The sequence below is a fragment of the Mesobacillus sp. QJM3NY_10 genome, from assembly GCF_056173465.1.
In genome coordinates, this window is the sequence record NZ_CM149675.1 from 1,766,213 (window position 1) to 1,789,203 (window position 22,991).

Below are 22,991 nucleotides of genomic sequence, written 5' to 3' on the forward strand. Positions count from 1 at the left end.
AAAAGCAAACGTGCTGAATGCCGCTTATAACAATGTTCCGCTGCAATGAAAGTGTGCAAGAGCATTCGTGGGAGGAGTTGAATACGATGCAACAATTAATCGAAGAAATCACAAAAGCACAACTTCGCACTGATCTTCCATCTTTCCGTCCTGGTGACACAGTACGTGTACACGTTAAGGTTGTCGAAGGAACTCGCGAACGTATCCAGTTGTTTGAAGGTGTAGTGATTAAGCGTCGTGGTGGTGGAATCAGCGAAACTTTTACAGTTCGTAAGATTTCTTACGGAGTAGGCGTTGAGCGTGCTTTCCCTGTTCACACACCAAAAATCGCGAAGCTTGAAGTTATCCGTCGCGGTAAAGTACGCCGTGCGAAACTTTACTACCTACGTAACCTGCGTGGTAAGAAAGCTCGTATTAAAGAAATTCGATAAGAATGAATGTCAAAAAGGAGCTTGCCTAGCCAAGCTCCTTTTTCATTACTAAATGTCATTATTAAATTTATTTTAAAAATCATTGCCCATCGTGTTTATCTTGTCTGACTTATGTAAAATAAAGTTATGTACTCAAACAACATATATTTTGGAATGGTGGGAAAAGAATGGCCGAGAAAAAGAAGAATGAACTATGGGAATGGACGAAGGCGCTTCTGATTGCTGTCGTACTGGCAGCGGTTATTCGATACTTTTTATTTGCACCAATCGTGGTGGACGGTTTATCGATGATGCCTACACTCCACGACCAGGACCGAATGATCGTGAACAAGCTTAGCTATAAAGTTGGGGAGCCCGAAAGATTCGATATCATCGTCTTTCATGCACCCGAAAACAAAGATTACATAAAAAGAGTAATCGGCCTTCCAGGCGATAAAGTAGAATATAAAAATGACACATTATATGTGAATGGGAAAGCATACGAAGAACCATACTTGGAAGAATATAAAAAACAGGTGATTGATGGGCCGCTGACAGATCCTTTCACACTGGAGGAGAAGATCGGCAGGGAGACTGTACCTGAGGGCCATCTTTTCGTTATGGGTGATAACCGCCGTTTCAGCAAGGATAGCCGCCACATTGGCACTGTACCTTTTGAAGAGGTGCTGGGAAAGACCAGCATCATCTATTGGCCTATTGAAGATATTCGTACAATAGACTAGGACATGACAAGATCCCAACAGGCATACGGGAGATTGCTAAACAGATAGGAGGTGGCTGCTTTGACGATCCAATGGTTTCCAGGCCATATGGCTAAGGCTCGCAGAGAGGTCACGGAAAAATTAAAGCTCGTGGATGTTATCTTTGAATTGGTGGACGCGCGGATACCGTATTCGTCCAGGAACCCTATGATTGATGAAATCATCCAGCACAAACCAAGAATTGTTTTACTGAATAAAGCAGATATGGCGGATAAAGCCGTTACAGAACAATGGCTGCGCCACTACCGTCAAAAAGGAATTACCGCACTGGCAATCAACTCACAGGCCGGTACTGGTCTAAAGCAAATCGTCCAGGAGTCCAAGGTCCTCCTAAAAGACAAGTTTGACCGGCTGAAATCAAAAGGTGTCAAGCCAAGAGCTATTCGGGCAATGATTGTCGGTATCCCAAATGCTGGTAAATCGACCTTGATCAACAGGCTTGCCGGTAAAAATATCGCCCAGACCGGGAATAGGCCAGGAGTGACGAAATCACAGCAATGGATCAAGGTAGGGAAAGAACTTGAACTATTAGATACACCGGGGATCCTATGGCCAAAGTTTGAGGACCAGCAGGTTGGAGTCAAGCTCGCAGTTACCGGTGCGATTAAAGACACGCTCCTTAATCTTCAGGACTTGACTGTATATGCGCTAAGGTATTTGGAAAAACACTACCCAGAGCGCCTGCAAGAAAGATATAAGCTGTCTGAATTGCCGGAAGACATTGTGGAGCTTTTTGATCAGATTGGCGATTTTCGCGGCTGCAGAATGCCTGGTGGATACGTTGACTATGACAAAGTCGCAGAGCTTGTGATCAGGGAAATACGGACAGAAAAAATGGGTCCGCTATCCTTTGAACGCCCTGAGGATTTGACCTCTGTGGAAGAAATAGAAAAAGACACTCAAAAATAAAGGTCCTGAGTCCAGGGCCTTTATTTTTGATTTAAACTGCCGATACATAAATAAAGAAGTATTACTAGGAGAAATTTTATGGAGAAATATACAATTGGTGAAATTGAACAACAGCTTTTCGGGAAAGAGGAAGTAAACAATGAATTCCTGAAAGCCCTAAAAAAAGATAGTCGCAAGGGTGTGCAAAAACTTGTCCTGAAATGGGAAAGGCAGGAAGAGCAAAAGAAACAAGTCCATGAACAATTCGTCAATATGACTTCCTTTGAAAGAAAATATCGATCGGAAGGGTTCGAGTATATTGCCGGGATTGATGAGGCCGGACAAGGACCTTTAGCTGGTCCAGTGGTTGCAGGGGCAGTCATCCTGCCGGGGAACTTTTATCTTCCAGGTCTCAATGATTCTAAGAAACTGACAGAATCAAAAAGGGATGAATATTTTGAGGTCATTATGTCTGAAGCCCTGGCTGTCGGAGTAGGACTGATCAGCGCTGCGGAAATAGATGAAATCAATATTCTCCAGGCCAGCAAGAAAGCGATGCTTTCAGCTGTGAATCAACTAGGGATCACTCCCGATTTTCTTTTGATTGATGCCGTCAAGCTGGACACACCTTATCCGTTTGAAGCGCTGATTAAAGGTGATTCCAGAAGCATATCCATTGCGGCAGCTTCCATTATTGCCAAAGTAACGAGGGACAGGCTGATGAAAGAACTCAGTATCGAATTCCCGCCCTATGGATTCGGGGCAAATATGGGGTATGGAACCGCGGAACACTTAAGAGCTATCAAGGAGCATGGTGTCACAGATCATCACAGGAAGACATTCGCTCCCGTAAGAGAGTATATTCAGTAGAACTTGGTAAAGCAGGTGAACCATGGAAACAGGAGCGCTGCAAGGCTTATTTAACCAAAAAACAACACAGCAAGTTAAAACAGCTGAATTCCGGCCCGGCCAAATCATTAATGGGAAAATCCTGAAGCTCTATCCTGATCAAGTAGCAGAAGTGCAAGTCGGCAACCAAAAAATGATTGCAAAATTAGAAACTCCATTATCTGCAAATGAGCGGTACTGGTTCCAGGTTCAGCCTGGTGAAGGAAAGGTTCATTTGAAGGTGATTGGATCAGGTAGTGAGGATAAGGCCCAGCCGGGAAGCATGGCAAAGATTCTCGGAGAATTTGCGATGCACCCGACAAAGGAAACCATTGAACTTATCCGTTTTTTTATCAAGGAGCAGCTTCCAGTAAACCGAGAACTTCTAAAGCAGGCGGCAGAGTGGCTGAGTATGGCGGATTCCCGCAGTGCTGGTCAAGATGCTATAAAATTGATCCTTACTAGAGGGTTTCCTGTTACACAGGCCTCGTTTGATGCCCTCTACACCACCACCAAAGAACAATCTCTGGTCCAGCTGTTAGATAAACTTGAAAAGACTTTAGACACGGCGTGGAGTTCTGCGGCAAGTACAAATCTTAAAAAACTTTTGAATGAAATGCTGCCATCCAGTAAAATAATGAATTCTGAAGCAGCCGTGAATAATCTAGCGGCAATATGGCTTAAACGGGAAGGCCAGGAAAGCCAAGTCGCTCTGGAACTGCTTAAACAGTTTGGTGCGATTGCTTCGAAAAGCAGTGAAAGCAATCTTTTACAGCAGATGCTGGTCAGGCTGCAAAGCTCAGGCACAGTCGGAGATGAACTGCCGGATGGGCTGAATTTCGCCAAAAATATCATAACACTCATAGGAAATGGCGACAGTTCTACAGCCAGACAGATGATTTCAAATTTCGTTCCTGAAAAAACATTCCCAGCTAATGAGCTGGCAGAATCACTTAAATTGTTATTCTACCGAACTTCTGGAAAAGAAGCGGAGGCAAAGCAAGGACTTCAGGCTTTCAAGCAGTTAATCTCAATGGTGAGTGATGGAGAGTCCCTATCCGTCCTGATGGGAGAAAAGGATACGTGGCGACAAGCTGGAGTAGACTTGCTTAAGGTTGCGGGACAGCCTCAATCCGGCAATTTAACAGGCCTGCATGCACAGCTGCTCTCTGAAGCAGTTGCCAAAGCAGAACAGCCAGCTCCGTTGCAAGAAACTGGCACAGCACTGCTCACCGATACAAGGATAAAACAATTCCTATCAGCCCTGGGTCTGTCTTACGAACAACAGCTTAGCGAAGTTTTAAAAGATGGAGAGATTGGCAAGGCACAAGTATCAGAAACACTTAAATCCCTTGTTCTGCGCCTGTTGAACGAAAATCCTCCGCCTGCTGTTAAAGAAGCTGCAGAGTTGGTCTTAAACAAACTCACCGGATTCCAGCTGCTTTCCCAGGAAGCGGGTCCGATCCAGCAGCTCGTTGTGCAAATACCCTTTATGCTGGGTGGAAAAACGAATGAACTTACGATGCAATGGAGCGGGAAGAAGACTGAAGACGGAAAAATAGACGCTGATTTTTGCCGTGTGCTCTTTTACCTGAAACTTAAGCATTTAGATGATGTTATCGTTGATATGCAAGTACAGAATCGAATTATGAGTGTCCAGATTTTTAACGAAAATCCCACTCTGAGAAAAATGGCAGAAGAAATGACACCGATACTGAAATTGAAGCTAGCGGAAATTGATTATCATCTGTCCTCTGTTCACTTCCATGTTCCTGGCCAATCCCAGACAGGGAGAAATCAACGTAGCCTGGCAGATTTATATGGGCAAAAAGAATATAGCGGAGTGGATATTAAAATATGAAACCAGCTAAGCATACAAGAAAATCAGCTGTTGCCCTGGGTTATAACGCTGGAAATATGGACGCTCCTAAAGTAATGGCGAAGGGTAAGGGTCTTGTTGCTGAACAAATCATTGAAAAAGCGAAGAATCATGAAATCCCGATCCAGGAAGATCCTTCACTCGTTGAAGTCCTGAGCCAACTGGAACTAAATGAGCGAATTCCAGAAGAACTGTATCAAGCAGTAGCCGAAGTATTTTCCTTTGTCTATCATTTGGATAAACAAGCAGGAAAACAAAAATAATATTTTCACAATGAAAACCAACAGAATGAATATAGCTTTTTTAGCATGGATTTTTATTGTCAAAGCCGGGAAACGCAATGATTCCGGCTTTTTATATTCGTAAGCTTTATCTTCGTTATTTTTTTGCAATATTTAAAATGGCGAAATATTTAAATCATAAAGGTAGACAATCAATAATTCATTATATAAAATGAAAGCGCAGTCTATTTTTAGTAAATTTAAATGAATTATATTTTCTACTTAGGAAAATGAAATTACGGAGCGGGTCGCTTGGCGATTCTCTATTTTTTGTTCGTTTTTCTAATAGATAGGAGGATGGGAAATGAATGTCCATGAGTATCAAGGAAAAGAAATCCTCAGAAAATATGGGGTAAAAGTACCGAATGGGAAGGTTGCTTTTACAGTCGATGAAGCTGTTGAAGTAGCTAAAGAACTTGGCTCGGCAGTAGTTGTCGTAAAAGCTCAAATCCATGCTGGCGGAAGGGGTAAAGCCGGCGGTGTCAAGGTTGCAAAGAATCTTGATGAAGTACGTACATATGCATCTGAGATTTTAGGAAAGACACTGGTTACTCACCAGACTGGTCCAGAAGGCAAGGAAGTAAAACGCCTATTGATTGAGGAAGGCTGCGACATCAAGAAGGAGTACTATGTAGGCCTTGTGCTTGACCGTGCTACTTCACGTGTTGTCCTTATGGCTTCTGAAGAAGGCGGAACGGAGATCGAAGAGGTTGCAGAAGCGACTCCTGAAAAAATCTTCAAAGAAGAAATCGATCCTGTAGTAGGTCTTATGCCATACCAGGCTCGCCGTATCGCATTCAACATCAACATCCCAAAGGAACTAGTCAACCAGGCTGTAAAGTTCATGATGGGCTTATATAGCGCTTATGTCGAAAAGGATTGCTCAATCGCTGAAATCAACCCATTGGTTGTGACGGGTGACGGACAGGTTATGGCACTTGACGCTAAATTGAACTTTGATTCAAATGCGCTATACCGCCAGAAGGATATCGTTGAGTACCGCGACCTTGAAGAAGAAGATCCAAAGGAAATCGAAGCATCGAAATATGACCTCAGCTATATTTCTTTAGATGGAAATATTGGCTGCATGGTTAACGGTGCCGGTCTTGCGATGGCAACTATGGATATCGTGAAGCACTATGGCGGAGACCCCGCTAACTTCCTTGATGTTGGGGGCGGCGCAACTGCTGAGAAAGTAACGGAAGCTTTCAAAATTATCCTTTCAGATCCAAACGTAAAAGGAATCTTTGTTAATATCTTCGGCGGCATCATGAAGTGTGATGTAATTGCTACCGGTGTTGTGGAAGCTGCCAAGCAGGTTGGACTACAAGTTCCCCTTGTCGTTCGTCTTGAAGGTACTAACGTTGATCTTGGAAAACAGATTCTTAATGAGTCTGGGTTAAATATCATTGCTGCTGAATCTATGGCAGACGGCGCTGAAAAAATCGTTTCATTAGTTAAGTAGGATCGAAAGGAGAGAATTTGACGTGAGCGTATTCATTAATAAAGATACAAAGGTCATTGTTCAAGGGATTACGGGTTCTACAGCCCTTTTCCATACAAAACAAATGCTTGAATATGGTACAAAAATTGTTGGAGGAACATCTCCAGGCAAGGGCGGTACAGAAGTAGAAGGCGTTCCTGTATTCAACACAGTACAGGAAGCTGTTGATGCAACAGGCGCAAATGCGACAGTAATCTATGTACCAGCACCATTTGCTGCAGATGCGATTGTCGAAGCTGTTGATGCAGACCTTGATTTGGCAATCTGTATTACCGAGCATATCCCAGTATTGGATATGGTCAAGGTTAAGCGCTACATGGAAGGAAAGAAAACTCGCCTTGTTGGTCCTAACTGCCCGGGTGTTATCACTCCTGATGAGTGCAAGATCGGTATCATGCCTGGATATATCCATACTAAAGGCCATGTTGGCGTTGTATCCCGTTCTGGAACGCTGACATATGAAGCGGTACACCAGTTGACTCAAGCTGGTCTCGGCCAGTCTACAGCTGTGGGAATTGGCGGAGATCCAGTTAACGGAACGAACTTCATCGATGTCCTGAAGGCATTCAATGAAGATCCTGACACATATGCTGTCATCATGATTGGTGAAATCGGCGGCACGGCTGAAGAAGAAGCAGCTGAGTGGGTCAAGGCTAATATGACGAAACCAGTTGTTGGCTTCATCGGCGGAAGAACTGCACCTCCAGGGAAGCGCATGGGCCATGCTGGTGCGATTATTTCTGGCGGAAAAGGAACAGCAGACGAAAAAATCCGCGTAATGAACGAATGCGGCATTCAGGTTGCTGAAACTCCATCCGTAATGGGCGAAACGCTAATCCGCGTTTTGAAGGAGCAAGATCTTTACGACAAGTGCAAAACACACTAAAACTTTCAATCAGACAGTCCCTCTAAACAGAGGGGCTGTTTATTAATCCCAGGGGGAAGCATATGGATGAATTAAAAAAGAAACTGATTCAGCTTGTCCATAGCAGGTATGCTAGCTGGAAAGCGATTTACTCAATCCTCAAAGCAAATTCTGCAATAAGTAATAATGAAGCTGCAAATTATTCCTCTATTCATCCTCGAGTAGAACGACTCAACAAAGACCATCAATTTATTTCCACCGACAAACTTCTCAATGACTACACCACACAGAATATTCACCTAATCACTATTTTTGACGAAGACTACCCAGACAGGCTTAAGACTATCTATCAACCTCCATGGATGCTGTTTGCCAGAGGAAATCTATCTTTGTTAAAGAACAGAGAAAGTCTTGCTGTGGTTGGGTCAAGGGACGCCACAGCATATGGCATTGGAGCGATCGACTATTTATTTCCCTCATTAATACATAAAAATGTATTGATTGTTAGTGGTCTCGCAAGGGGGATTGATGCCCATGCCCATAAAGCGGCTATTAAATTGGGCGGGAAAACAATAGGTGTCATAGCTGGCGGGTTTCATCATCTTTATCCGAAGGAAAATGTTAAATTGGCAGAGTATTTGATGGAAAAACAACTGGTGATATCAGAATATCCACCAGCAACAATGCCTGCGAAATGGCAATTTCCAATGCGAAATAGGATTATCAGCGGTCTTTCACAGGGTACACTTGTTGTTGAAGCGAGGAAAAAGAGCGGTTCACTGATCACGGCAGATTTTGCATTGAATGAAGGCAGGAATGTATTTGCTGTCCCCGGTAGCATTTTGAGTCAGGATTCTGATGGAGTCCATTATTTAATCCAGCAAGGAGCCAAACTGGTTAAAAGTTCAGAGGATATTTTAGAGGAACTCGGGATGTAATGTGGAATAATATTGAGATAACTGTATAAAATGCAAAAAGCAGTAACCTAAAACGAATTGATATAATTTTTTGGAGTGAGGTTTATTAAAGAGGTTGATGGACAGAGAATATAGGCAGAAGCTTAACAGTTTCATTGGTCCAAAATGGTAGTGTTGAGTTGGAAAAAGTTTTGAAAATATACTTTTTTAGCAAGTTATTTTTATATTTTAATTAGGCTCTTTTCACTAACTTTTGTTGCTATTGACACCAAAATAGGATTGAATGACCTATGTTTCTTCACAAAATTAAAGATTATTAGGAGAAAAGAGCTTGCACACTTAATACTGACCTGCAAAATAGCGTTTTATCACGTTAAAATCGGCTTTAGGATTTTAACAACACTCTTACGAAAACAGCTTTTAATTAAAATATGCATCAAAAAGGTTGAAATAATTTTCAATCTGTTATACATTTTGCATCAGGTATTTTAAAATTTATAAGTTGGATGAAACCGTTTACTTTAATGGTTGATTTGACAACATTATGATATGTTGATAATAATTAATGTAATTTTATACCTCTAAGGAGGACAATTGGATGTCAGATTTTTTAGTCATCGTCGAATCGCCTGCAAAGGCTAAGACGATTGAGCGTTACCTTGGAAAAAAATATAAAGTGAAAGCCTCTATGGGGCATTTGATAGATTTGCCTAAGAGCCAGATGGGAATTGATACGAAAAATAATTACACCCCTAAGTACATTACAATCCGGGGTAAGGGACCGGTACTGAAGGAACTGAAATCTGCAGCTAAAAAAGCAAAGAAAGTCTATCTCGCGGCTGACCCCGACAGAGAAGGGGAAGCAATTGCATGGCACTTGGCCAAAAGTCTTGACGTTGATGTCCATTCTGATTGCAGGGTTGTATTTAATGAGATAACCAAGGATGCCATCAAGGAATCTTTTAAACATCCCCGGGCGATCAATATGGACCTCGTAGATGCCCAGCAGGCACGTCGTGCTCTGGACAGACTAGTAGGGTATAATATCAGCCCGCTGCTTTGGAAGAAGGTCAAGAAGGGGTTGAGCGCAGGACGCGTACAATCTGTTGCCTTAAGGATGATCATTGATCGTGAGAAGGAAATCGCTGCGTTTGTTCCAGAAGAATATTGGACAATCGGTGCAGAATTCCTGAAAGGAAAAAGTGCTTTTGAAGCTTCTTTTTACGGAATTGGCAAACAAAAAACTGAATTGAAATCAGAAGATGATGTCAAGAACATCCTTAAACAAGTAAAAGGGAACAAATTCACTGTTGAGTCGGTGACGAAGAAAGAACGTAAACGTAATCCTGCACCGCCGTTCATTACTTCTTCTTTGCAGCAGGAGGCAGCGCGAAAGCTTAACTTCCGTGCCAAAAAGACAATGATGCTTGCGCAGCAGCTTTATGAAGGTATCGACCTGGGAAAAGAAGGCACAGTCGGTTTAATCACCTATATGAGAACGGACTCTACCAGGATTTCTGAAGTTGCACAAGGCGAAGCAAGGGAGTATATCACTGGTCAGTATGGAGAAAAGTTCATTCAGACAGAGGCAAGGAAAGAGAAGAAACAGTCCAATGCTCAAGATGCCCACGAAGCGATCCGGCCAACAAGTACAATGAAGGTTCCTGAGACGATAAAGCAATTCCTTTCAAGGGATCAATACAGGCTTTACAAACTTATTTGGGAACGGTTCGTCGCGAGCCAGATGGCTTCCGCTATTATGGATACGATGAGTGTTGACTTAAAGAACGGCGAAGTTACTTTCCGTGCGACTGGCTCGAAGGTTAAATTTCCAGGCTTCATGAAGGTTTATGTAGAAGGTTCAGATGACCAGGTGGAAGAAAAGGATAAATTGCTTCCTGACCTAAAGCAAGGTGACGAGGTCACGAAGAAAGATATCGAACCGAAGCAGCACTTTACACAGCCGCCTCCAAGATATACAGAAGCTAGGCTCGTCAGGACGCTTGAGGAAATGGGGATTGGACGGCCATCAACATACGCGCCAACCCTGGATACAATCCAAAAGAGAGGCTATGTATCACTTGATAATAAACGATTCGTGCCCACCGAACTTGGCGAAGTAATCCATGAGCTGATGCTGGAATTTTTCCCGGAAATACTTGACCTTGAGTTCACCGCCAAAATGGAACAGAATCTCGATAATGTCGAAGACGGGAAAATCAATTGGGTCAAAGTCATAGACGAATTCTACCGTGATTTTGAAAAGAACCTTGAAGTAGCGGAAAAAGAAATGCAAGAAATTGAAATCAAGGATGAACCCGCTGGAGAAGATTGTGATCAGTGCGGTTCACCGATGGTATTCAAAATGGGGCGCTACGGCAAGTTCATGGCCTGCAGCAATTTCCCTGACTGCCGGAACACGAAGGCAATAGTCAAGGAGATAGGGGTCAAATGCCCTAAGTGTGAAGAAGGCAATATCATTGAGCGGAAGAGCAAGAAACGCCGGATTTTTTACGGGTGTGACCGTTTCCCTGAATGCGATTTCCTTTCATGGGATAAACCACTTGCAAGGAAATGCCCTAAATGCGAAAATATGCTAGTTGAAAAGAAGCTTAAAAAGGGCGTCCAGGTTCAGTGTACAGAATGCGACTATAAAGAGGAACCACAAAGCTAGAGTGAGCCCTTGGGCTCACTCTTTGATTTTGTTTACCGTTAAATTGAGAATTTAACCCGATTGTGAAACTTTTTTCTTTCTTTTTCGTAAAGTAAAGTGCAAAATGGTACAGGAATCAGGGTAAAGTAAGTAAGATTGAGTATATAATAGAAGCTTTATGTCAAGGCAGATGTTATAATAATTCTTTTGGAAAGGCAGTTGCTTATTTTTGCCTGTTAAGATGATATTAGACATGGCAACTTGGATTAGAATAAGCAAACGCGTAACTCTTAATAGCTACTGGAGGAAATAGAAATGACTGAAGCTACAGTAAATGTAGTTGGTGCCGGCTTAGCCGGAAGTGAAGCCGCATGGCAGCTTGCCGAAAGAGGCATCAAAGTGAACTTATATGAGATGAGACCGGTAAAGCAGACGCCTGCTCACCATACAGATAAATTTGCTGAACTGGTATGCAGTAACTCTTTACGTGCAAATACATTAACAAATGCGGTTGGTGTATTAAAAGAAGAGATGAGAAAGCTTGACTCTGTCATCATTGGCGCAGCTGATGCATGTGCTGTGCCTGCAGGCGGAGCTTTGGCAGTTGATCGCCATGAGTTTGCGGCACATGTTACTAGAAGTGTTAAGGAACATCCTAATGTTACTGTATTTAATGAAGAAATCACTGAAATTCCACAAGGGCCGACCATCATCGCTACCGGGCCTTTGACAAGCCAGGCGTTGTCCCAACAACTGAAGGAGCTTACAGGGGAAGAATATTTATATTTTTATGACGCGGCAGCTCCTATTATTGAAAAAGATAGCATCGACATGGATAAGGTCTATCTGAAATCCCGGTATGACAAAGGGGAAGCAGCATACCTTAACTGTCCGATGACAGAGGAAGAATTCGACCGTTTTTATGAAGCGTTGATCTCTGCTGAAACAGTTCCGCTTAAGGAATTTGAAAAAGAAATCTTTTTTGAAGGATGTATGCCAATTGAGGTCATGGGCCAAAGAGGAAGGAAGACAATGCTTTTCGGACCGATGAAGCCGGTTGGCCTGGAGGATCCTAGAACTGGAAAGCGTCCTTATGCCGTAGTCCAGCTTCGCCAGGATGATGCTGCTGGTACACTTTACAATATTGTAGGCTTCCAGACTCATCTTAAGTGGGGACCGCAAAAGGAAGTCATTCAACTGATTCCTGGTTTGGAAAACGCTGAAATTGTACGGTACGGTGTCATGCATCGTAATACCTTTATCAACTCACCTAAGGTTTTAAAAGCAACATATCAATTCAGGAATAGAGAAGATTTATTCTTTGCAGGACAAATGACTGGGGTCGAAGGGTATGTAGAATCAGCAGCGAGCGGTATGATTGCTGGAATCAATGCTGCACGTCTTGTAAAAGGTGAAGAGCCGGTGGAATTCCCGCATGAAACAGCAATGGGAAGCATGGCCAGATATATTACAACAACGAACGCGAAAAACTTCCAGCCGATGAATGCAAACTTCGGGCTTTTCCCTGATCTTCCAGAGAAAATCAAGGCTAAGCAGGAACGTAATGAGAAGCATGCTTCCAGAGCATTGGAAACAATTCAGAAATTTGTGAAAAATTTGTAATTTATATTGCGAGGGCTATATAAATATGATACTATTTAGTAGCCCTTGTGAGGTGACGAGATGGATGCAAATGTGAACAATTCTTTAAACTTATTTATTGAATATTTACAAATTGAAAAAAATTACTCACAATATACAATTGAACATTATCAACATGATATTAGGGGATTTTTTTTGTTCATGTCTGAACAAGGACTGACTAGCCTTGATGCTGTTGAGTATGCTGATACAAGGATTTACCTCACGAAATTATTTGACCAGCAGCTCTCCAGAAAGTCTGTCGCCCGCAGGATTTCATGTATGCGCAGCTTTTATAAGTTTTTGCTTCGTGAAAAAATGGTAGGAGATAATCCTTTTTCCCTGGTATCCATACCCAAACTGGAAAAGCGACTGCCAGATTTTTTTTATGAAGAGGAACTTTCCCAGCTGTTTAACGCATGTGAAACCGAAACTGCGATTGGGAAAAGGAACAAAGCCCTTTTGGAACTGCTTTACGCTACAGGAATCCGTGTAGGTGAGTGCTGTAAAATCCAGATGAAGGATATAGATTTATCTCTATCCACAGTTTTAGTTCATGGAAAAAGGAAAAAGGATAGATATGTGCCTTTCGGAAGTTTTGCTCAGGATGCGATTGAAGACTACATAAAGAATGGAAGACCAGAGCTTCTGAAGACTAAAGATGATCATGGCCATTTGTTTTTGAATTTCCGGGGTGGGCCTCTCACGGACAGAGGAATCAGGGAAATACTGAATAAGCTGATCGAAAAGTCTGCCCTGACTGGGAAAATCCATCCTCATAAACTGCGCCATTCCTTTGCTACACATATGATGAGCAATGGAGCAGATATGAGGACTGTCCAGGAGCTAATGGGCCATGCGTTCCTGTCTTCAACGCAAGTCTATACCCATGTTACGAAAGAGCACTTGCGCAATATTTATATGTCACATCATCCGAGGGCTTAAGCCAAAAGGAGGACGAAGGTATGTCAGAATTCCATGCCACAACGATATTTGCTGTTCAACATAAAGGCCAATGCGCAATGTCAGGCGATGGCCAGGTGACCTTTGGAAATGCTGTAGTGATGAAACACACAGCAAAGAAAGTCCGAAAGTTGTTTAATGGTAAAGTAATTGCAGGATTTGCCGGTTCAGTCGCAGATGCGTTCACCCTGTTTGAGATGTTCGAAGGTAAGCTCGAGGAATATAACGGAAATCTCCAAAGAGCCGCGGTCGAACTTGCAAAGCAATGGAGAAGTGATAAAGTCCTAAGGAAGCTCGAGGCAATGCTGATTGTATTGAATGAGACTGATATGCTTCTTATTTCCGGAACAGGCGAAGTCATTGAACCTGATGATGGCATTCTGGCGATCGGTTCTGGAGGTAATTATGCTTTGTCTGCTGGCCGTGCATTAAAGCAATATGCTGGAGACCATTTAACAGCAAAAGAAATCGCGAAGTCTTCATTGGAAATTGCTGCTGACATTTGTGTTTACACAAACCACAATATTATCGTGGAAGAACTGTAACGGAAAAGGAGTGTTGAGTGTGAAACAAACGACAAATTTAACTCCAAGGCAGATCGTGGAAAAGCTGGACCAGTATATTATCGGTCAAAAGGATGCTAAAAAAGCTGTTGCAGTTGCTCTCAGGAATAGATACCGCCGTGGCTTGCTCGCTGAAAATATCCGGGATGAAATCATCCCTAAGAATATCCTGATGATTGGACCTACTGGTGTAGGTAAAACTGAGATTGCCAGAAGGATGGCTAAGTTAGTTGGCGCTCCTTTCGTAAAGGTGGAAGCGACTAAGTTCACTGAAGTCGGTTATGTTGGCCGTGATGTCGAATCCATGGTTCGGGATCTTGTTGAAACCTCAATCAGGCTTGTAAAAGAGGAAAAAATGGAGCGTGTCAAGGAACCGGCAGAAGAAAATGCAAACCGCCGTCTTGTCGAACTGTTAGTCCCTTCAGCGAAAAAATCAGTGAATTACAAAAACCCACTTGAAATGTTGTTCGGTGGAAGCCAGCAGCAGCCTGATCAAGAGCAAAACCAATCAGAAGATTTAGGGTTATTCGAAAAGCGTAAAGTCATCAAGGAAAAGCTCGAAAAAGGTGAACTTGAGGATGAGTTGGTAACCGTCGAAGTCGAGGAGCAGACGCCTTCTATGTTCGATATGCTCCAGGGTTCTGGAATGGAACAAATGGGAATGAATATGCAGGATGCTTTGAGTGGCTTGGTGCCTAAGAAACGCAAGAAACGAAAGCTGCCTGTACGTGAGGCCAGGAAGTTATTAATCAATGAGGAAGCCCATAAGCTGATTGATATGGATGAGGTGACTCAGGAAGCTACATACCGTGCTGAGCAGGCAGGCATCATTTTCATTGATGAAATTGATAAAATTGCCAGCAAGAATACGGGTGGCTCCAGTGCAGATGTTTCGCGTGAGGGTGTTCAGAGGGACATACTTCCTGTTGTGGAAGGGTCGACAGTCAACACGAAGTACGGTCCTGTAAAAACAGACCATATCTTGTTCGTCGCTGCAGGTGCGTTCCACATGGCGAAGCCTTCCGATCTGATACCTGAATTGCAAGGGCGTTTCCCAATCAGGGTAGAGCTTACTAAGCTGACAGTTGAGGACTTTTACAGGATTCTTGTTGAGCCTGATAATGCACTTACAAAGCAATATGAAGCTTTATTGGAAACAGAAGGTATACAAATTGAATTTTCTGACGATGCTATTCGTAAGATAGCTGAAGTCGCTTATGATGTGAATCAGAATACGGATAACATCGGAGCGCGAAGACTGCAGACAATTCTTGAGAAGCTGCTTGAAGACCTGAGCTTTGAAGCTCCAGATATCAATTTGGAGAAGGTAGCGATTACTCCACAATATGTAGAAGAAAAACTTGGCGCTATCTCAAGAAACAAAGATTTAAGCCAGTTCATATTATAATGGTTAATCGTTTTAATGCATACTCAATAGGGTAGACAAATAAAGACTACTTATTGTGCTTAAGTATTGAAACTAGCCAGGATTAAAATAAATGTATTTTTTGTTGAAGCAAATAGGAGGAAGAAACAATGGACTTACTATCAAAAACTAGAAAAATTAATGCCCTGCTCCAAAAAGCTGCCGGTAAACCGGTAAACTTTAAAGAAATGTCAGAAACACTAAGTGAAGTAATCGAGGCCAACATCTTTGTTGTAAGCCGCAGAGGAAAGCTTTTAGGTTTAGGAATCAATCAGCAAATTGAAAACGAGCGTATGGTAAAAATGCTCGAAGACCGCCAATTCCCTGAAGAGTATACGAAGAATCTTTTCAATATCCAGGAGACATCACCGAACCTGGATGTTGAGAGTGAGTACACAGCATTCCCTGTTGAAAACAAAGAACTTTTCAAAAACGGCTTAACAACAATCGTGCCGATCATCGGCGGTGGTGAACGTCTGGGAACATTGATCCTTGCCCGTCTTGAAGAACAATTCCACGACGATGACCTTATCCTTGGAGAATATGGCGCAACCGTTGTAGGAATGGAAATCCTTCGTGAAAAGGCAGAAGAGATTGAGGATGAAGCAAGAAGCAAGGCTGTAGTTCAAATGGCAATCAGTTCATTATCCTACAGTGAACTTGAAGCGATCGAGCACATCTTTGAAGAACTTAACGGAAAAGAAGGCCTTCTAGTTGCTTCCAAAATCGCTGACAGAGTCGGAATCACACGTTCCGTAATCGTCAACGCACTACGCAAGCTTGAAAGCGCAGGCGTTATCGAGTCCCGTTCCCTTGGAATGAAAGGAACTTATATCAAGGTATTAAATGACAAGTTCCTATTTGAACTTGAAAAGTTAAAAAGTAACTAAAGCAAAAATCCGCTGATCTTCAGCGGATTTTTTTGTGTTTTTTTACATCTTGTCTAACAGGACCGTAAAATAGCGGCGGCAGGACAATAAGGTTTTTAACAGATAAATATTACAATTTTGTTTCGGGTTTTTTACACGCTTCTAATTTTACTGTCAAAAGTTATGCTTATTTGGTAGAAAAAAATGGAAAAAATGACATTTTATATAGGTTTTTTTACCTAATGAAAAATAACAAACAAACCATTTTGTGATTCTTTTTTCTTATATTTTTTAAAAAACTTTACAGAAACATAGGGTTAATTGGTGAAAAAAATAAATAAAGCAAACTTATAGGTCTTTTATACCATTTTTAAAAATGAGCATTATGCATGATAAAAATTAACCGAAAGTACATAGACAGATTATTTCAGATTCTTTACAATTAGGAATATAATGACGAAATTCAACAAGGAATTACAAAATTCACCAAAATAATCCAGTGTGGCAATTGTGAGGTGCAAAAATGAAGTTGTTTTCAAACACTGTATCAACCCTAGAACATGCGTTGAACTATTCTTCTGCGAAGCAAAAAGTCATTTCGCAGAATATCGCGAATGTTGATACACCGAACTATAAAGCAAAGGACGTGTCCTTCAAGGCTGTATTTCAGGATGTGATGGGCAAATCCTTTCAAGCGAATAGATCAGATGCCCGCCATTATGATTTCAGCAGCAAAGCGAGTCGTTTGCCTGGAGTCGTTACTAATGCGAACGTGAATTATAACGAGAATGGGAATAGTGTTGATTTGGATAAAGAAATGGCCGATTTGGCTACAAACCAAATTTACTATAATGCGCTGACCGAGAGGATTAATGGAAAGTTCAACTCTCTCCAAACAGTCATTAGGGGAGGTAAATAAGCATGAGCATGTTTCATAGCATGAACACGACAGCATCTGCTTTAACCGCCCAGCGCCTCAGAATGGATGTCATTTCTTCCAACATGGCGAATGTAGATTCTACAAGAGGCGTAAATGGAGAGCCGTACCGCAGGAAAATGGTCGTCCTGCAACCTAAGGAAGGAAATTTTTCTTCATTCCTAAATAAAGCAATGGGGAAAACAGACGGATCAGGGACGGGAAATGGAGTTAAAGTATCAAGAATAATAGAGGACAGGGAAAATCCTCTTAAGATGGTATATGACCCTGAACACCCGGATGCAAATCAAGAAGGGTATGTTGCGTATCCCAATGTCGATCCATTAAGGGAAATGGTGGATTTAATAAGCGCGACACGATCTTATGAAGCAAATGTCACAGTTTTCAACGCTTCCAAGGGCATGATGATGAAAGCCCTCGAAATAGGAAAATAAGGAGAGAACTAAATGAACTCAGCTGGGATTAATTCTGTTAGCCAAATGGTCAGGCCATTTGATACAAAAGTGTCTACTCCCACACCTACACCATACGAAGCACAAAAGAGTTTTTCGTCCGTACTTAAGCAATCTATTGATAATTTAAATAAAACACAGCTTCAGTCAGATGCAATGACGGAAAAACTAGCTCGTGGGGAGAACGTTGACCTCCATCAGGTAATGATTGCGAGCCAAAAGGCGAGCATTACCCTGCAGGCTACAATGGAAGTCAGAAACAAAGTGGTTGAAGCATATCAGGAAATGATGAGAATGCAAGTTTAATAAATTAGCTAAAAACTAAGATTAGATCGGTTATTAGCTGTATAAAAAGAAGAGACTTAATAACCGGGGGATTGAAATGAAAGAAACCGTTCAAAAGTATATACATACAATGAAGGATTTCTGGCAAGGGCGCACCAGAAAGCAAAAAATCACTCTTGGTGCGTCTATATTCTTTGTTTTGACAGTTGCCGTCCTTACAGCCTTTTTTACCTCGAGGACATCCCTTGAGCCGCTTTATAGCAATCTTTCTCCAGCCGAGACAGGAAGTATCAAAGAAAGCCTTGATGCAAGGGGCATAAAATCTGAAATCGCAGATGGAGGCAATACCATCCTTGTTCCGAAAGAATCGGTTGATAGCTTAAAAGTTGAGCTGGCAGCTGAAGGAATTCCTAAATCAGGAAGTATCGATTATTCATTTTTCAGCCAGAATGCCGGCCTCGGTATGACAGATAATGAATTCTTTGTTTTAAAACTGGATGCTATGCAAACAGAGCTTGCTGATTTGATGAAAGGAATCGATGGCGTCAATGATGCGAAGGTAATGATTAACCTGCCTGAAAAAGGGATTTTTGTTAGCGATAATGAGCAGCCTGCATCGGCATCCATCGTGCTAAATACAAATCCAGGTTATCAATTCAAGGAAGATCAAATAAATGCACTCTATCACTTAGTGGCTAAAAGTGTTCCCAACCTTCCTACAGATAATATCGTCATCATGAATCAATATTTTGAGTACTTTGATCTAAAAAATGAAAATAATTCCAGTGGAGCATCCTTTGCTTCTCAGCATCAGATCAAACAGCAAATAGAGAGAGATGTGCAAAGGCAGGTCCAAAATTTGCTTGGCACTCTTATGGGGCATGATAAAGTAGTTGTTTCCGTTACCGCCGATGTAGACTTTACCCAGGAAAACAGAGAAGAAAACATCGTTGAGCCTGTTGATAAAGAAAATATGGAAGGAATCGCAATCAGTGCCCAGCGAATTACTGAAACTTTCACTGGGAATGCAGATCAGGCAGGTGGAATTCCCGAGGGAGGAAACCCTGGTGAAACCACTGGATCTCAATACCTTGAAGGCGCCAACGGTAACGGAGATTATGAGAGAGTCGAAGAAACAATTAATAATGAGGTCAGCAGAATTCGTAAGGAAATCACCGAGAGTCCATACAAGGTGAGAGATCTTGGGATTCAGGTGATGGTCGAACCGCCAACTCCAGATGACCGTAATTCATTGCCGCAGGAACGTGTAGAGGATATTACAAAAATTCTTGGTACCATCGTTAGAACGACCATTGATAAAGATTCGTTAGGCGAAGAACTGACAGATGAAGTGATTGAAGACAAGGTCGTTGTATCAGTGCAGCCGTTCAATGGTAAAGTCACCTTCGATAATAATAATACTGTAGAGAAGCTGCCTTGGTGGGTATACCTTGTTGGCGGATTATTGCTAGCAGGTATTGTAGTTTTATTACTACTATTTATGAGATCGAGAAAGAAAGAAGTAGAAGAAGAATATGTAATGGAAGAAAAATATGAGCAAATTCGTGTTCCTGATGTGAACAAGGAATTTGAGACAGAAGGCACAATGAAGAAAAAGCAGCTGGAAAAAATGGCGAAAGAAAAGCCAGAGGATTTCGCAAAGCTATTGCGAACTTGGATTTCTGAGGATTAGGAGGAGGACCAATGGTGAGGAAAGACCAAAAGGAATTAACAGGAAAACAGAAGGCAGCAATCCTCCTGATCTCGCTTGGCCCAGATGTTTCTGCTTCGGTTTATAAGCATTTAAGTGAAGAAGAAATCGAGAAGCTTACACTTGAAATATCAGGTGTGAAGAAGGTTGACTCTCTGGCAAAGGAAGAAATTCTGGAAGAATTCCACAGCATCGCGCTTGCGCAGGATTATATCACGCAAGGTGGAATCGGTTACGCGAAGACGGTGTTAGAAAAAGCATTAGGGACCGACCAGGCCGCTGTGATTATCAATAGATTGACCTCATCACTGCAAGTAAGGCCGTTTGATTTCGCTCGAAAAGCGGATGCTGGGCAAATTCTCAATTTCATTCAAAACGAGCATCCACAAACAATTGCACTTATACTTTCTTATTTAGATTCGGCACAAGCAGGCCAGATTTTATCTGAACTGCCGCAAGACGTCCAGGCAGATATTGCACGCCGTATTGCAGTGATGGACAGCACATCACCAGAAATTATCAATGAGGTCGAGCAAATCCTGGAAAGAAAGCTTTCAGCCACTGTTACTCAAGACTATACGCAAACTGGCGGTATTGAGGCTGTAGTGGATGTATTGAACGGAGTGGACCGTGCAACCGAGCGCACGATTCTTGATGCTCTAGAAATCCAGGACCCTGAGCTTGCAGAGGAAATCAAAAAGCGGATGTTCGTGTTCGAAGATATCGTTACACTTGATAACCGTGCAATCCAGCGTGTTATCAGAGACTGTGAAAATGAAGATCTCATGCTTGCTCTTAAAGTTTCAAGTGATGAAGTGAAAGAAATTGTCTTTAAAAATATGTCTAAGCGTATGGTCGAAACCTTCCAGGATGAAATGGAATTCATGGGCCCTGTAAGGCTTCGCGATGTTGAAGAAGCACAATCCAGGATTGTAGCAATTATCCGTCGTCTAGAAGAAGCTGGTGAAATCGTCATTGCCCGTGGCGGAGGAGATGATATTATTGTCTAGGCTTATCAAATCCCAATACACCAGTAATATTCCTGCAGAAAAGAAGGTCATCTCTATACGGGTGTTAGAATCATCGGAACAACAAGAAGTCCCACAGGTCTTCACTCATACAGAAGATGAAAGAAGGCGGATTCTCGAGGGTGCTGTGGCAGAGGCGGATAACATTGTGTCAAAGGCCATTGAGGAAGCAGAGCAGATCCGGCAGCAAGCCCAACTGGAACAGCAAGAATGGGATCAGCAAAAATCTTTATTGGCCGAAGAATCCAGGCAGTTGGGCTTTGAACAAGGCTATCAAGAAGGTAGAACCCAGGGGTATGAAGAGTACCGTCAAACAATCATGTTTGCCCAGGAAACAGTAGATGCGTCGAAAAGAGATTATGAGAATCATATTGAATCATCAGAAAAGGTGATTCTTGATCTCGGAGTGAAAATAGCTGGGAAGATCATCGGGGAAAAATTGGCTGCAGATGAAGCGTTCCTTCCCCTGGTAAAAAGGGCGTTAAAAAACTCCAGGGATTATAGGGATATTCAGCTTCATGTACATCCGAAACACTATCAAGATCTGCTTAATCAAAAGGATGAACTGATTGCCATCTTTCCAAAGGATATTGATTTCTATATTTACCCGGATGAAGACCTTGAGGAGACATCGTGCATCATCGAATCTGAAAATGGCAGGGTCGACGCAAGTGTAGACAGCCAATTGGAAGAAATCAAAAATAAGCTGTTTGAAATGCTGGAGAGTGAACAATAGTGAAGGCCAAAGATTTATTGGAACATGTCGACTTTCTGGATAGTTTTAAACGGTATGGACGTGTAAAAAGAGTTGTTGGCTTGATGATTGAGTCACAAGGGCCTGAAAGTTCAATAGGCGATGTCTGCTTTATTCATGTGGGTACAAAGAAAAAGCGGAAAATCCAGGCGGAGGTTGTCGGTTTTAAAGATGAAAACGTCATTTTGATGCCGTATACATCTCTACATGATATATCACCAGGAAGTCTCGTTGAAACGACAATGAAACCACTTGAAATTAAAGCAGGACCGGGATTGATTGGCAAAGTCGTTGATTCGCTAGGTGTTCCATTGGATCAATCCAGCCTGCCAAAAGGATTGGCGTCAGTTCCTACAGAACAAGACCCTCCCAACCCTTTGAGCAGACCGCCAATCTTGGAACCGATAGAAGTCGGAGTCAGGATGATTGACAGCCTGCTGACAGTTGGCAGCGGCCAGCGTGTTGGGATATTTGCCGGGAGTGGTGTAGGGAAAAGTACTTTGCTGGGAATGATCGCGAGAAATACTACAGCAGACCTGAATGTTATTGGGTTGATTGGAGAACGGGGTCGAGAAGTCAGGGAGTTCATCGAACGTGATCTAGGTCCTGAAGGACTAAAGCGTTCGATAGTAGTTGTTGCCACTTCAGACCAGCCTGCATTAATGCGGATCAAAGGAGCCTATACAGCAACAGCCATCGCAGAGTATTTTCGTGATAAAGGATTGAATGTCATGCTGATGATGGATTCAGTTACTCGAGTGGCTATGGCGCAGCGTGAAGTAGGTCTCGCAGTGGGAGAACCTCCTACCACGAAAGGCTATACTCCATCAGTGTTCGCCATCCTTTCAAGGCTTCTTGAAAGGACAGGGACGAATGAATTTGGATCAATAACAGGCTTTTATACCGTCCTTGTAGATGGTGACGACATGAATGAACCTATTGCTGATACAGTAAGGGGAATACTGGATGGCCACTTTGTATTAGACAGGGACTTAGCCAATAAAGGCCAGTACCCTGCAGTGAACGTGTTAAAAAGCATAAGCCGAATCATGAACAATATTGTCGCCGATGAACATGTCAAAGCGGCTGAAAGATTGAGGGAATTACTTAGTACCTACATCAATGCTGAGGATTTAATTAATATCGGGGCATATAAAAAAGGTACTTCTGCGGAGATAGATGAAGCGATTATGAGATACCCTCAAATCCTTAATTTCTTAAAGCAAGGCACCAATGAAAAAGTCTCAATAAATGAGAGCGTTCAGGCTTTATTGCAGTTAGTAAGGAAAGGTTGA

22 protein-coding genes are annotated in these 22,991 nt (G+C 42.4%); all 22 read left to right on the forward strand.

Annotation, left to right across the window (positions count from 1 at the left end; all coding sequences use genetic code 11):
• Positions 1 to 86 precede the first annotated feature (86 nt).
• Complete coding sequence (gene rplS / locus AC0VX7_RS08750) at positions 87 to 431, forward strand: 50S ribosomal protein L19 (RefSeq protein ID WP_102262175.1); 345 nt, start codon at positions 87 to 89, stop codon at positions 429 to 431.
• 167 nt (positions 432 to 598) lie between these two features.
• Positions 599 to 1,153 carry a signal peptidase I gene (gene lepB / locus AC0VX7_RS08755; protein WP_102262176.1) on the forward strand — a complete coding sequence of 185 codons (555 nt, stop codon included), beginning with the start codon at positions 599 to 601 and terminating at the stop codon, positions 1,151 to 1,153.
• A gap of 60 nt (positions 1,154 to 1,213) precedes the next feature.
• Positions 1,214 to 2,101, forward strand: a complete 888-nt coding sequence (ylqF, locus tag AC0VX7_RS08760; RefSeq protein WP_475427499.1) for a ribosome biogenesis GTPase YlqF — start codon at positions 1,214 to 1,216, stop codon at positions 2,099 to 2,101.
• 78 nt (positions 2,102 to 2,179) lie between these two features.
• Positions 2,180 to 2,950, forward strand: coding sequence for a ribonuclease HII (locus tag AC0VX7_RS08765; RefSeq protein WP_475427500.1), 771 nt, complete (start codon positions 2,180 to 2,182; stop codon positions 2,948 to 2,950).
• A 22-nt stretch (positions 2,951 to 2,972) separates the two neighbouring features.
• Positions 2,973 to 4,829 carry a hypothetical protein gene (locus AC0VX7_RS08770; protein ID WP_475427501.1) on the forward strand — a complete coding sequence of 619 codons (1,857 nt, stop codon included), beginning with the start codon at positions 2,973 to 2,975 and terminating at the stop codon, positions 4,827 to 4,829.
• Positions 4,826 to 5,110, forward strand: a complete 285-nt coding sequence (locus tag AC0VX7_RS08775; protein ID WP_215031736.1) for an EscU/YscU/HrcU family type III secretion system export apparatus switch protein — start codon at positions 4,826 to 4,828, stop codon at positions 5,108 to 5,110. Before AC0VX7_RS08770 ends, AC0VX7_RS08775 begins: the two co-directional genes overlap by 4 nt.
• A gap of 322 nt (positions 5,111 to 5,432) precedes the next feature.
• The gene (gene sucC / locus AC0VX7_RS08780; RefSeq protein ID WP_475427502.1) at positions 5,433 to 6,593 is read left to right on the forward strand and encodes an ADP-forming succinate--CoA ligase subunit beta; all 1,161 of its coding nucleotides are present in this window, start codon (positions 5,433 to 5,435) and stop codon (positions 6,591 to 6,593) included.
• A 22-nt stretch (positions 6,594 to 6,615) separates the two neighbouring features.
• Positions 6,616 to 7,518, forward strand: a complete 903-nt coding sequence (gene sucD, locus AC0VX7_RS08785) for a succinate--CoA ligase subunit alpha (RefSeq protein WP_475427503.1) — start codon at positions 6,616 to 6,618, stop codon at positions 7,516 to 7,518.
• A gap of 62 nt (positions 7,519 to 7,580) precedes the next feature.
• Positions 7,581 to 8,435 (forward strand): DNA-processing protein DprA, encoded by an 855-nt coding sequence (gene dprA, locus AC0VX7_RS08790; RefSeq protein ID WP_475427504.1) that lies wholly within the window; start codon positions 7,581 to 7,583, stop codon positions 8,433 to 8,435.
• A 577-nt stretch (positions 8,436 to 9,012) separates the two neighbouring features.
• Positions 9,013 to 11,088 carry a type I DNA topoisomerase gene (gene topA / locus AC0VX7_RS08795; protein WP_475427505.1) on the forward strand — a complete coding sequence of 692 codons (2,076 nt, stop codon included), beginning with the start codon at positions 9,013 to 9,015 and terminating at the stop codon, positions 11,086 to 11,088.
• Between the two features lie 294 nt (positions 11,089 to 11,382).
• Positions 11,383 to 12,690, forward strand: coding sequence for an FADH(2)-oxidizing methylenetetrahydrofolate--tRNA-(uracil(54)-C(5))-methyltransferase TrmFO (gene trmFO / locus AC0VX7_RS08800; RefSeq protein WP_475427506.1), 1,308 nt, complete (start codon positions 11,383 to 11,385; stop codon positions 12,688 to 12,690).
• 60 nt (positions 12,691 to 12,750) lie between these two features.
• On the forward strand, positions 12,751 to 13,653 hold the full coding sequence (xerC, locus tag AC0VX7_RS08805) for a tyrosine recombinase XerC (protein WP_475427507.1): 903 nt from the start codon (positions 12,751 to 12,753) through the stop codon (positions 13,651 to 13,653).
• Positions 13,654 to 13,673: 20 nt separating this feature from the next.
• Complete coding sequence (gene hslV, locus AC0VX7_RS08810; protein ID WP_215031698.1) at positions 13,674 to 14,216, forward strand: ATP-dependent protease subunit HslV; 543 nt, start codon at positions 13,674 to 13,676, stop codon at positions 14,214 to 14,216.
• A gap of 19 nt (positions 14,217 to 14,235) precedes the next feature.
• Positions 14,236 to 15,642: an HslU--HslV peptidase ATPase subunit gene (gene hslU / locus AC0VX7_RS08815; RefSeq protein ID WP_475427508.1), complete on the forward strand. Its 1,407-nt coding sequence runs from the start codon at positions 14,236 to 14,238 to the stop codon at positions 15,640 to 15,642.
• Between the two features lie 128 nt (positions 15,643 to 15,770).
• The gene (gene codY / locus AC0VX7_RS08820; protein ID WP_041964478.1) at positions 15,771 to 16,550 is read left to right on the forward strand and encodes a GTP-sensing pleiotropic transcriptional regulator CodY; all 780 of its coding nucleotides are present in this window, start codon (positions 15,771 to 15,773) and stop codon (positions 16,548 to 16,550) included.
• A gap of 502 nt (positions 16,551 to 17,052) precedes the next feature.
• Positions 17,053 to 17,448 (forward strand): flagellar basal body rod protein FlgB, encoded by a 396-nt coding sequence (flgB, locus tag AC0VX7_RS08825; protein ID WP_475427509.1) that lies wholly within the window; start codon positions 17,053 to 17,055, stop codon positions 17,446 to 17,448.
• 2 nt (positions 17,449 to 17,450) lie between these two features.
• On the forward strand, positions 17,451 to 17,900 hold the full coding sequence (gene flgC, locus AC0VX7_RS08830; RefSeq protein ID WP_475427510.1) for a flagellar basal body rod protein FlgC: 450 nt from the start codon (positions 17,451 to 17,453) through the stop codon (positions 17,898 to 17,900).
• 45 nt (positions 17,901 to 17,945) lie between these two features.
• Entirely contained in the window at positions 17,946 to 18,224 is a 279-nt protein-coding gene (fliE, locus tag AC0VX7_RS08835) for a flagellar hook-basal body complex protein FliE (protein WP_233435016.1), read from the forward strand.
• A 76-nt stretch (positions 18,225 to 18,300) separates the two neighbouring features.
• Positions 18,301 to 19,896 (forward strand): flagellar basal-body MS-ring/collar protein FliF, encoded by a 1,596-nt coding sequence (gene fliF / locus AC0VX7_RS08840; protein ID WP_475427511.1) that lies wholly within the window; start codon positions 18,301 to 18,303, stop codon positions 19,894 to 19,896.
• An 11-nt stretch (positions 19,897 to 19,907) separates the two neighbouring features.
• A complete protein-coding gene (gene fliG / locus AC0VX7_RS08845; RefSeq protein ID WP_023614895.1) occupies positions 19,908 to 20,924 on the forward strand; it encodes a flagellar motor switch protein FliG in 1,017 nt (338 codons plus the stop codon).
• Complete coding sequence (fliH, locus tag AC0VX7_RS08850) at positions 20,908 to 21,678, forward strand: flagellar assembly protein FliH (protein WP_475427512.1); 771 nt, start codon at positions 20,908 to 20,910, stop codon at positions 21,676 to 21,678. The genes fliG and fliH overlap by 17 nt, the downstream gene beginning before the upstream one ends.
• Entirely contained in the window at positions 21,678 to 22,991 is a 1,314-nt protein-coding gene (gene fliI, locus AC0VX7_RS08855; protein ID WP_475427513.1) for a flagellar protein export ATPase FliI, read from the forward strand. The genes fliH and fliI overlap by 1 nt, the downstream gene beginning before the upstream one ends.

Bases quoted from the DNA above. Each gene is read 5' to 3' on its own strand.
- rplS (WP_102262175.1), top strand. From the start codon at position 87: ATGCAACAATTAATCGAAGAAATCACAAAAGCACAACTTCGCACTGAT.
- lepB (WP_102262176.1), top strand. From the start codon at position 599: ATGGCCGAGAAAAAGAAGAATGAACTATGGGAATGGACGAAGGCGCTT.
- AC0VX7_RS08765 (WP_475427500.1), top strand. From the start codon at position 2,180: ATGGAGAAATATACAATTGGTGAAATTGAACAACAGCTTTTCGGGAAA.
- AC0VX7_RS08770 (WP_475427501.1), top strand. From the start codon at position 2,973: ATGGAAACAGGAGCGCTGCAAGGCTTATTTAACCAAAAAACAACACAG.
- AC0VX7_RS08775 (WP_215031736.1), top strand. From the start codon at position 4,826: ATGAAACCAGCTAAGCATACAAGAAAATCAGCTGTTGCCCTGGGTTAT.
- sucC (WP_475427502.1), top strand. From the start codon at position 5,433: ATGAATGTCCATGAGTATCAAGGAAAAGAAATCCTCAGAAAATATGGG.
- dprA (WP_475427504.1), top strand. From the start codon at position 7,581: ATGGATGAATTAAAAAAGAAACTGATTCAGCTTGTCCATAGCAGGTAT.
- topA (WP_475427505.1), top strand. From the start codon at position 9,013: ATGTCAGATTTTTTAGTCATCGTCGAATCGCCTGCAAAGGCTAAGACG.
- trmFO (WP_475427506.1), top strand. From the start codon at position 11,383: ATGACTGAAGCTACAGTAAATGTAGTTGGTGCCGGCTTAGCCGGAAGT.
- xerC (WP_475427507.1), top strand. From the start codon at position 12,751: ATGGATGCAAATGTGAACAATTCTTTAAACTTATTTATTGAATATTTA.
- hslV (WP_215031698.1), top strand. From the start codon at position 13,674: ATGTCAGAATTCCATGCCACAACGATATTTGCTGTTCAACATAAAGGC.
- codY (WP_041964478.1), top strand. From the start codon at position 15,771: ATGGACTTACTATCAAAAACTAGAAAAATTAATGCCCTGCTCCAAAAA.
- flgB (WP_475427509.1), top strand. From the start codon at position 17,053: ATGAAGTTGTTTTCAAACACTGTATCAACCCTAGAACATGCGTTGAAC.
- flgC (WP_475427510.1), top strand. From the start codon at position 17,451: ATGAGCATGTTTCATAGCATGAACACGACAGCATCTGCTTTAACCGCC.
- fliE (WP_233435016.1), top strand. From the start codon at position 17,946: ATGGTCAGGCCATTTGATACAAAAGTGTCTACTCCCACACCTACACCA.
- fliF (WP_475427511.1), top strand. From the start codon at position 18,301: ATGAAAGAAACCGTTCAAAAGTATATACATACAATGAAGGATTTCTGG.
- fliG (WP_023614895.1), top strand. From the start codon at position 19,908: ATGGTGAGGAAAGACCAAAAGGAATTAACAGGAAAACAGAAGGCAGCA.
- fliH (WP_475427512.1), top strand. From the start codon at position 20,908: ATGATATTATTGTCTAGGCTTATCAAATCCCAATACACCAGTAATATT.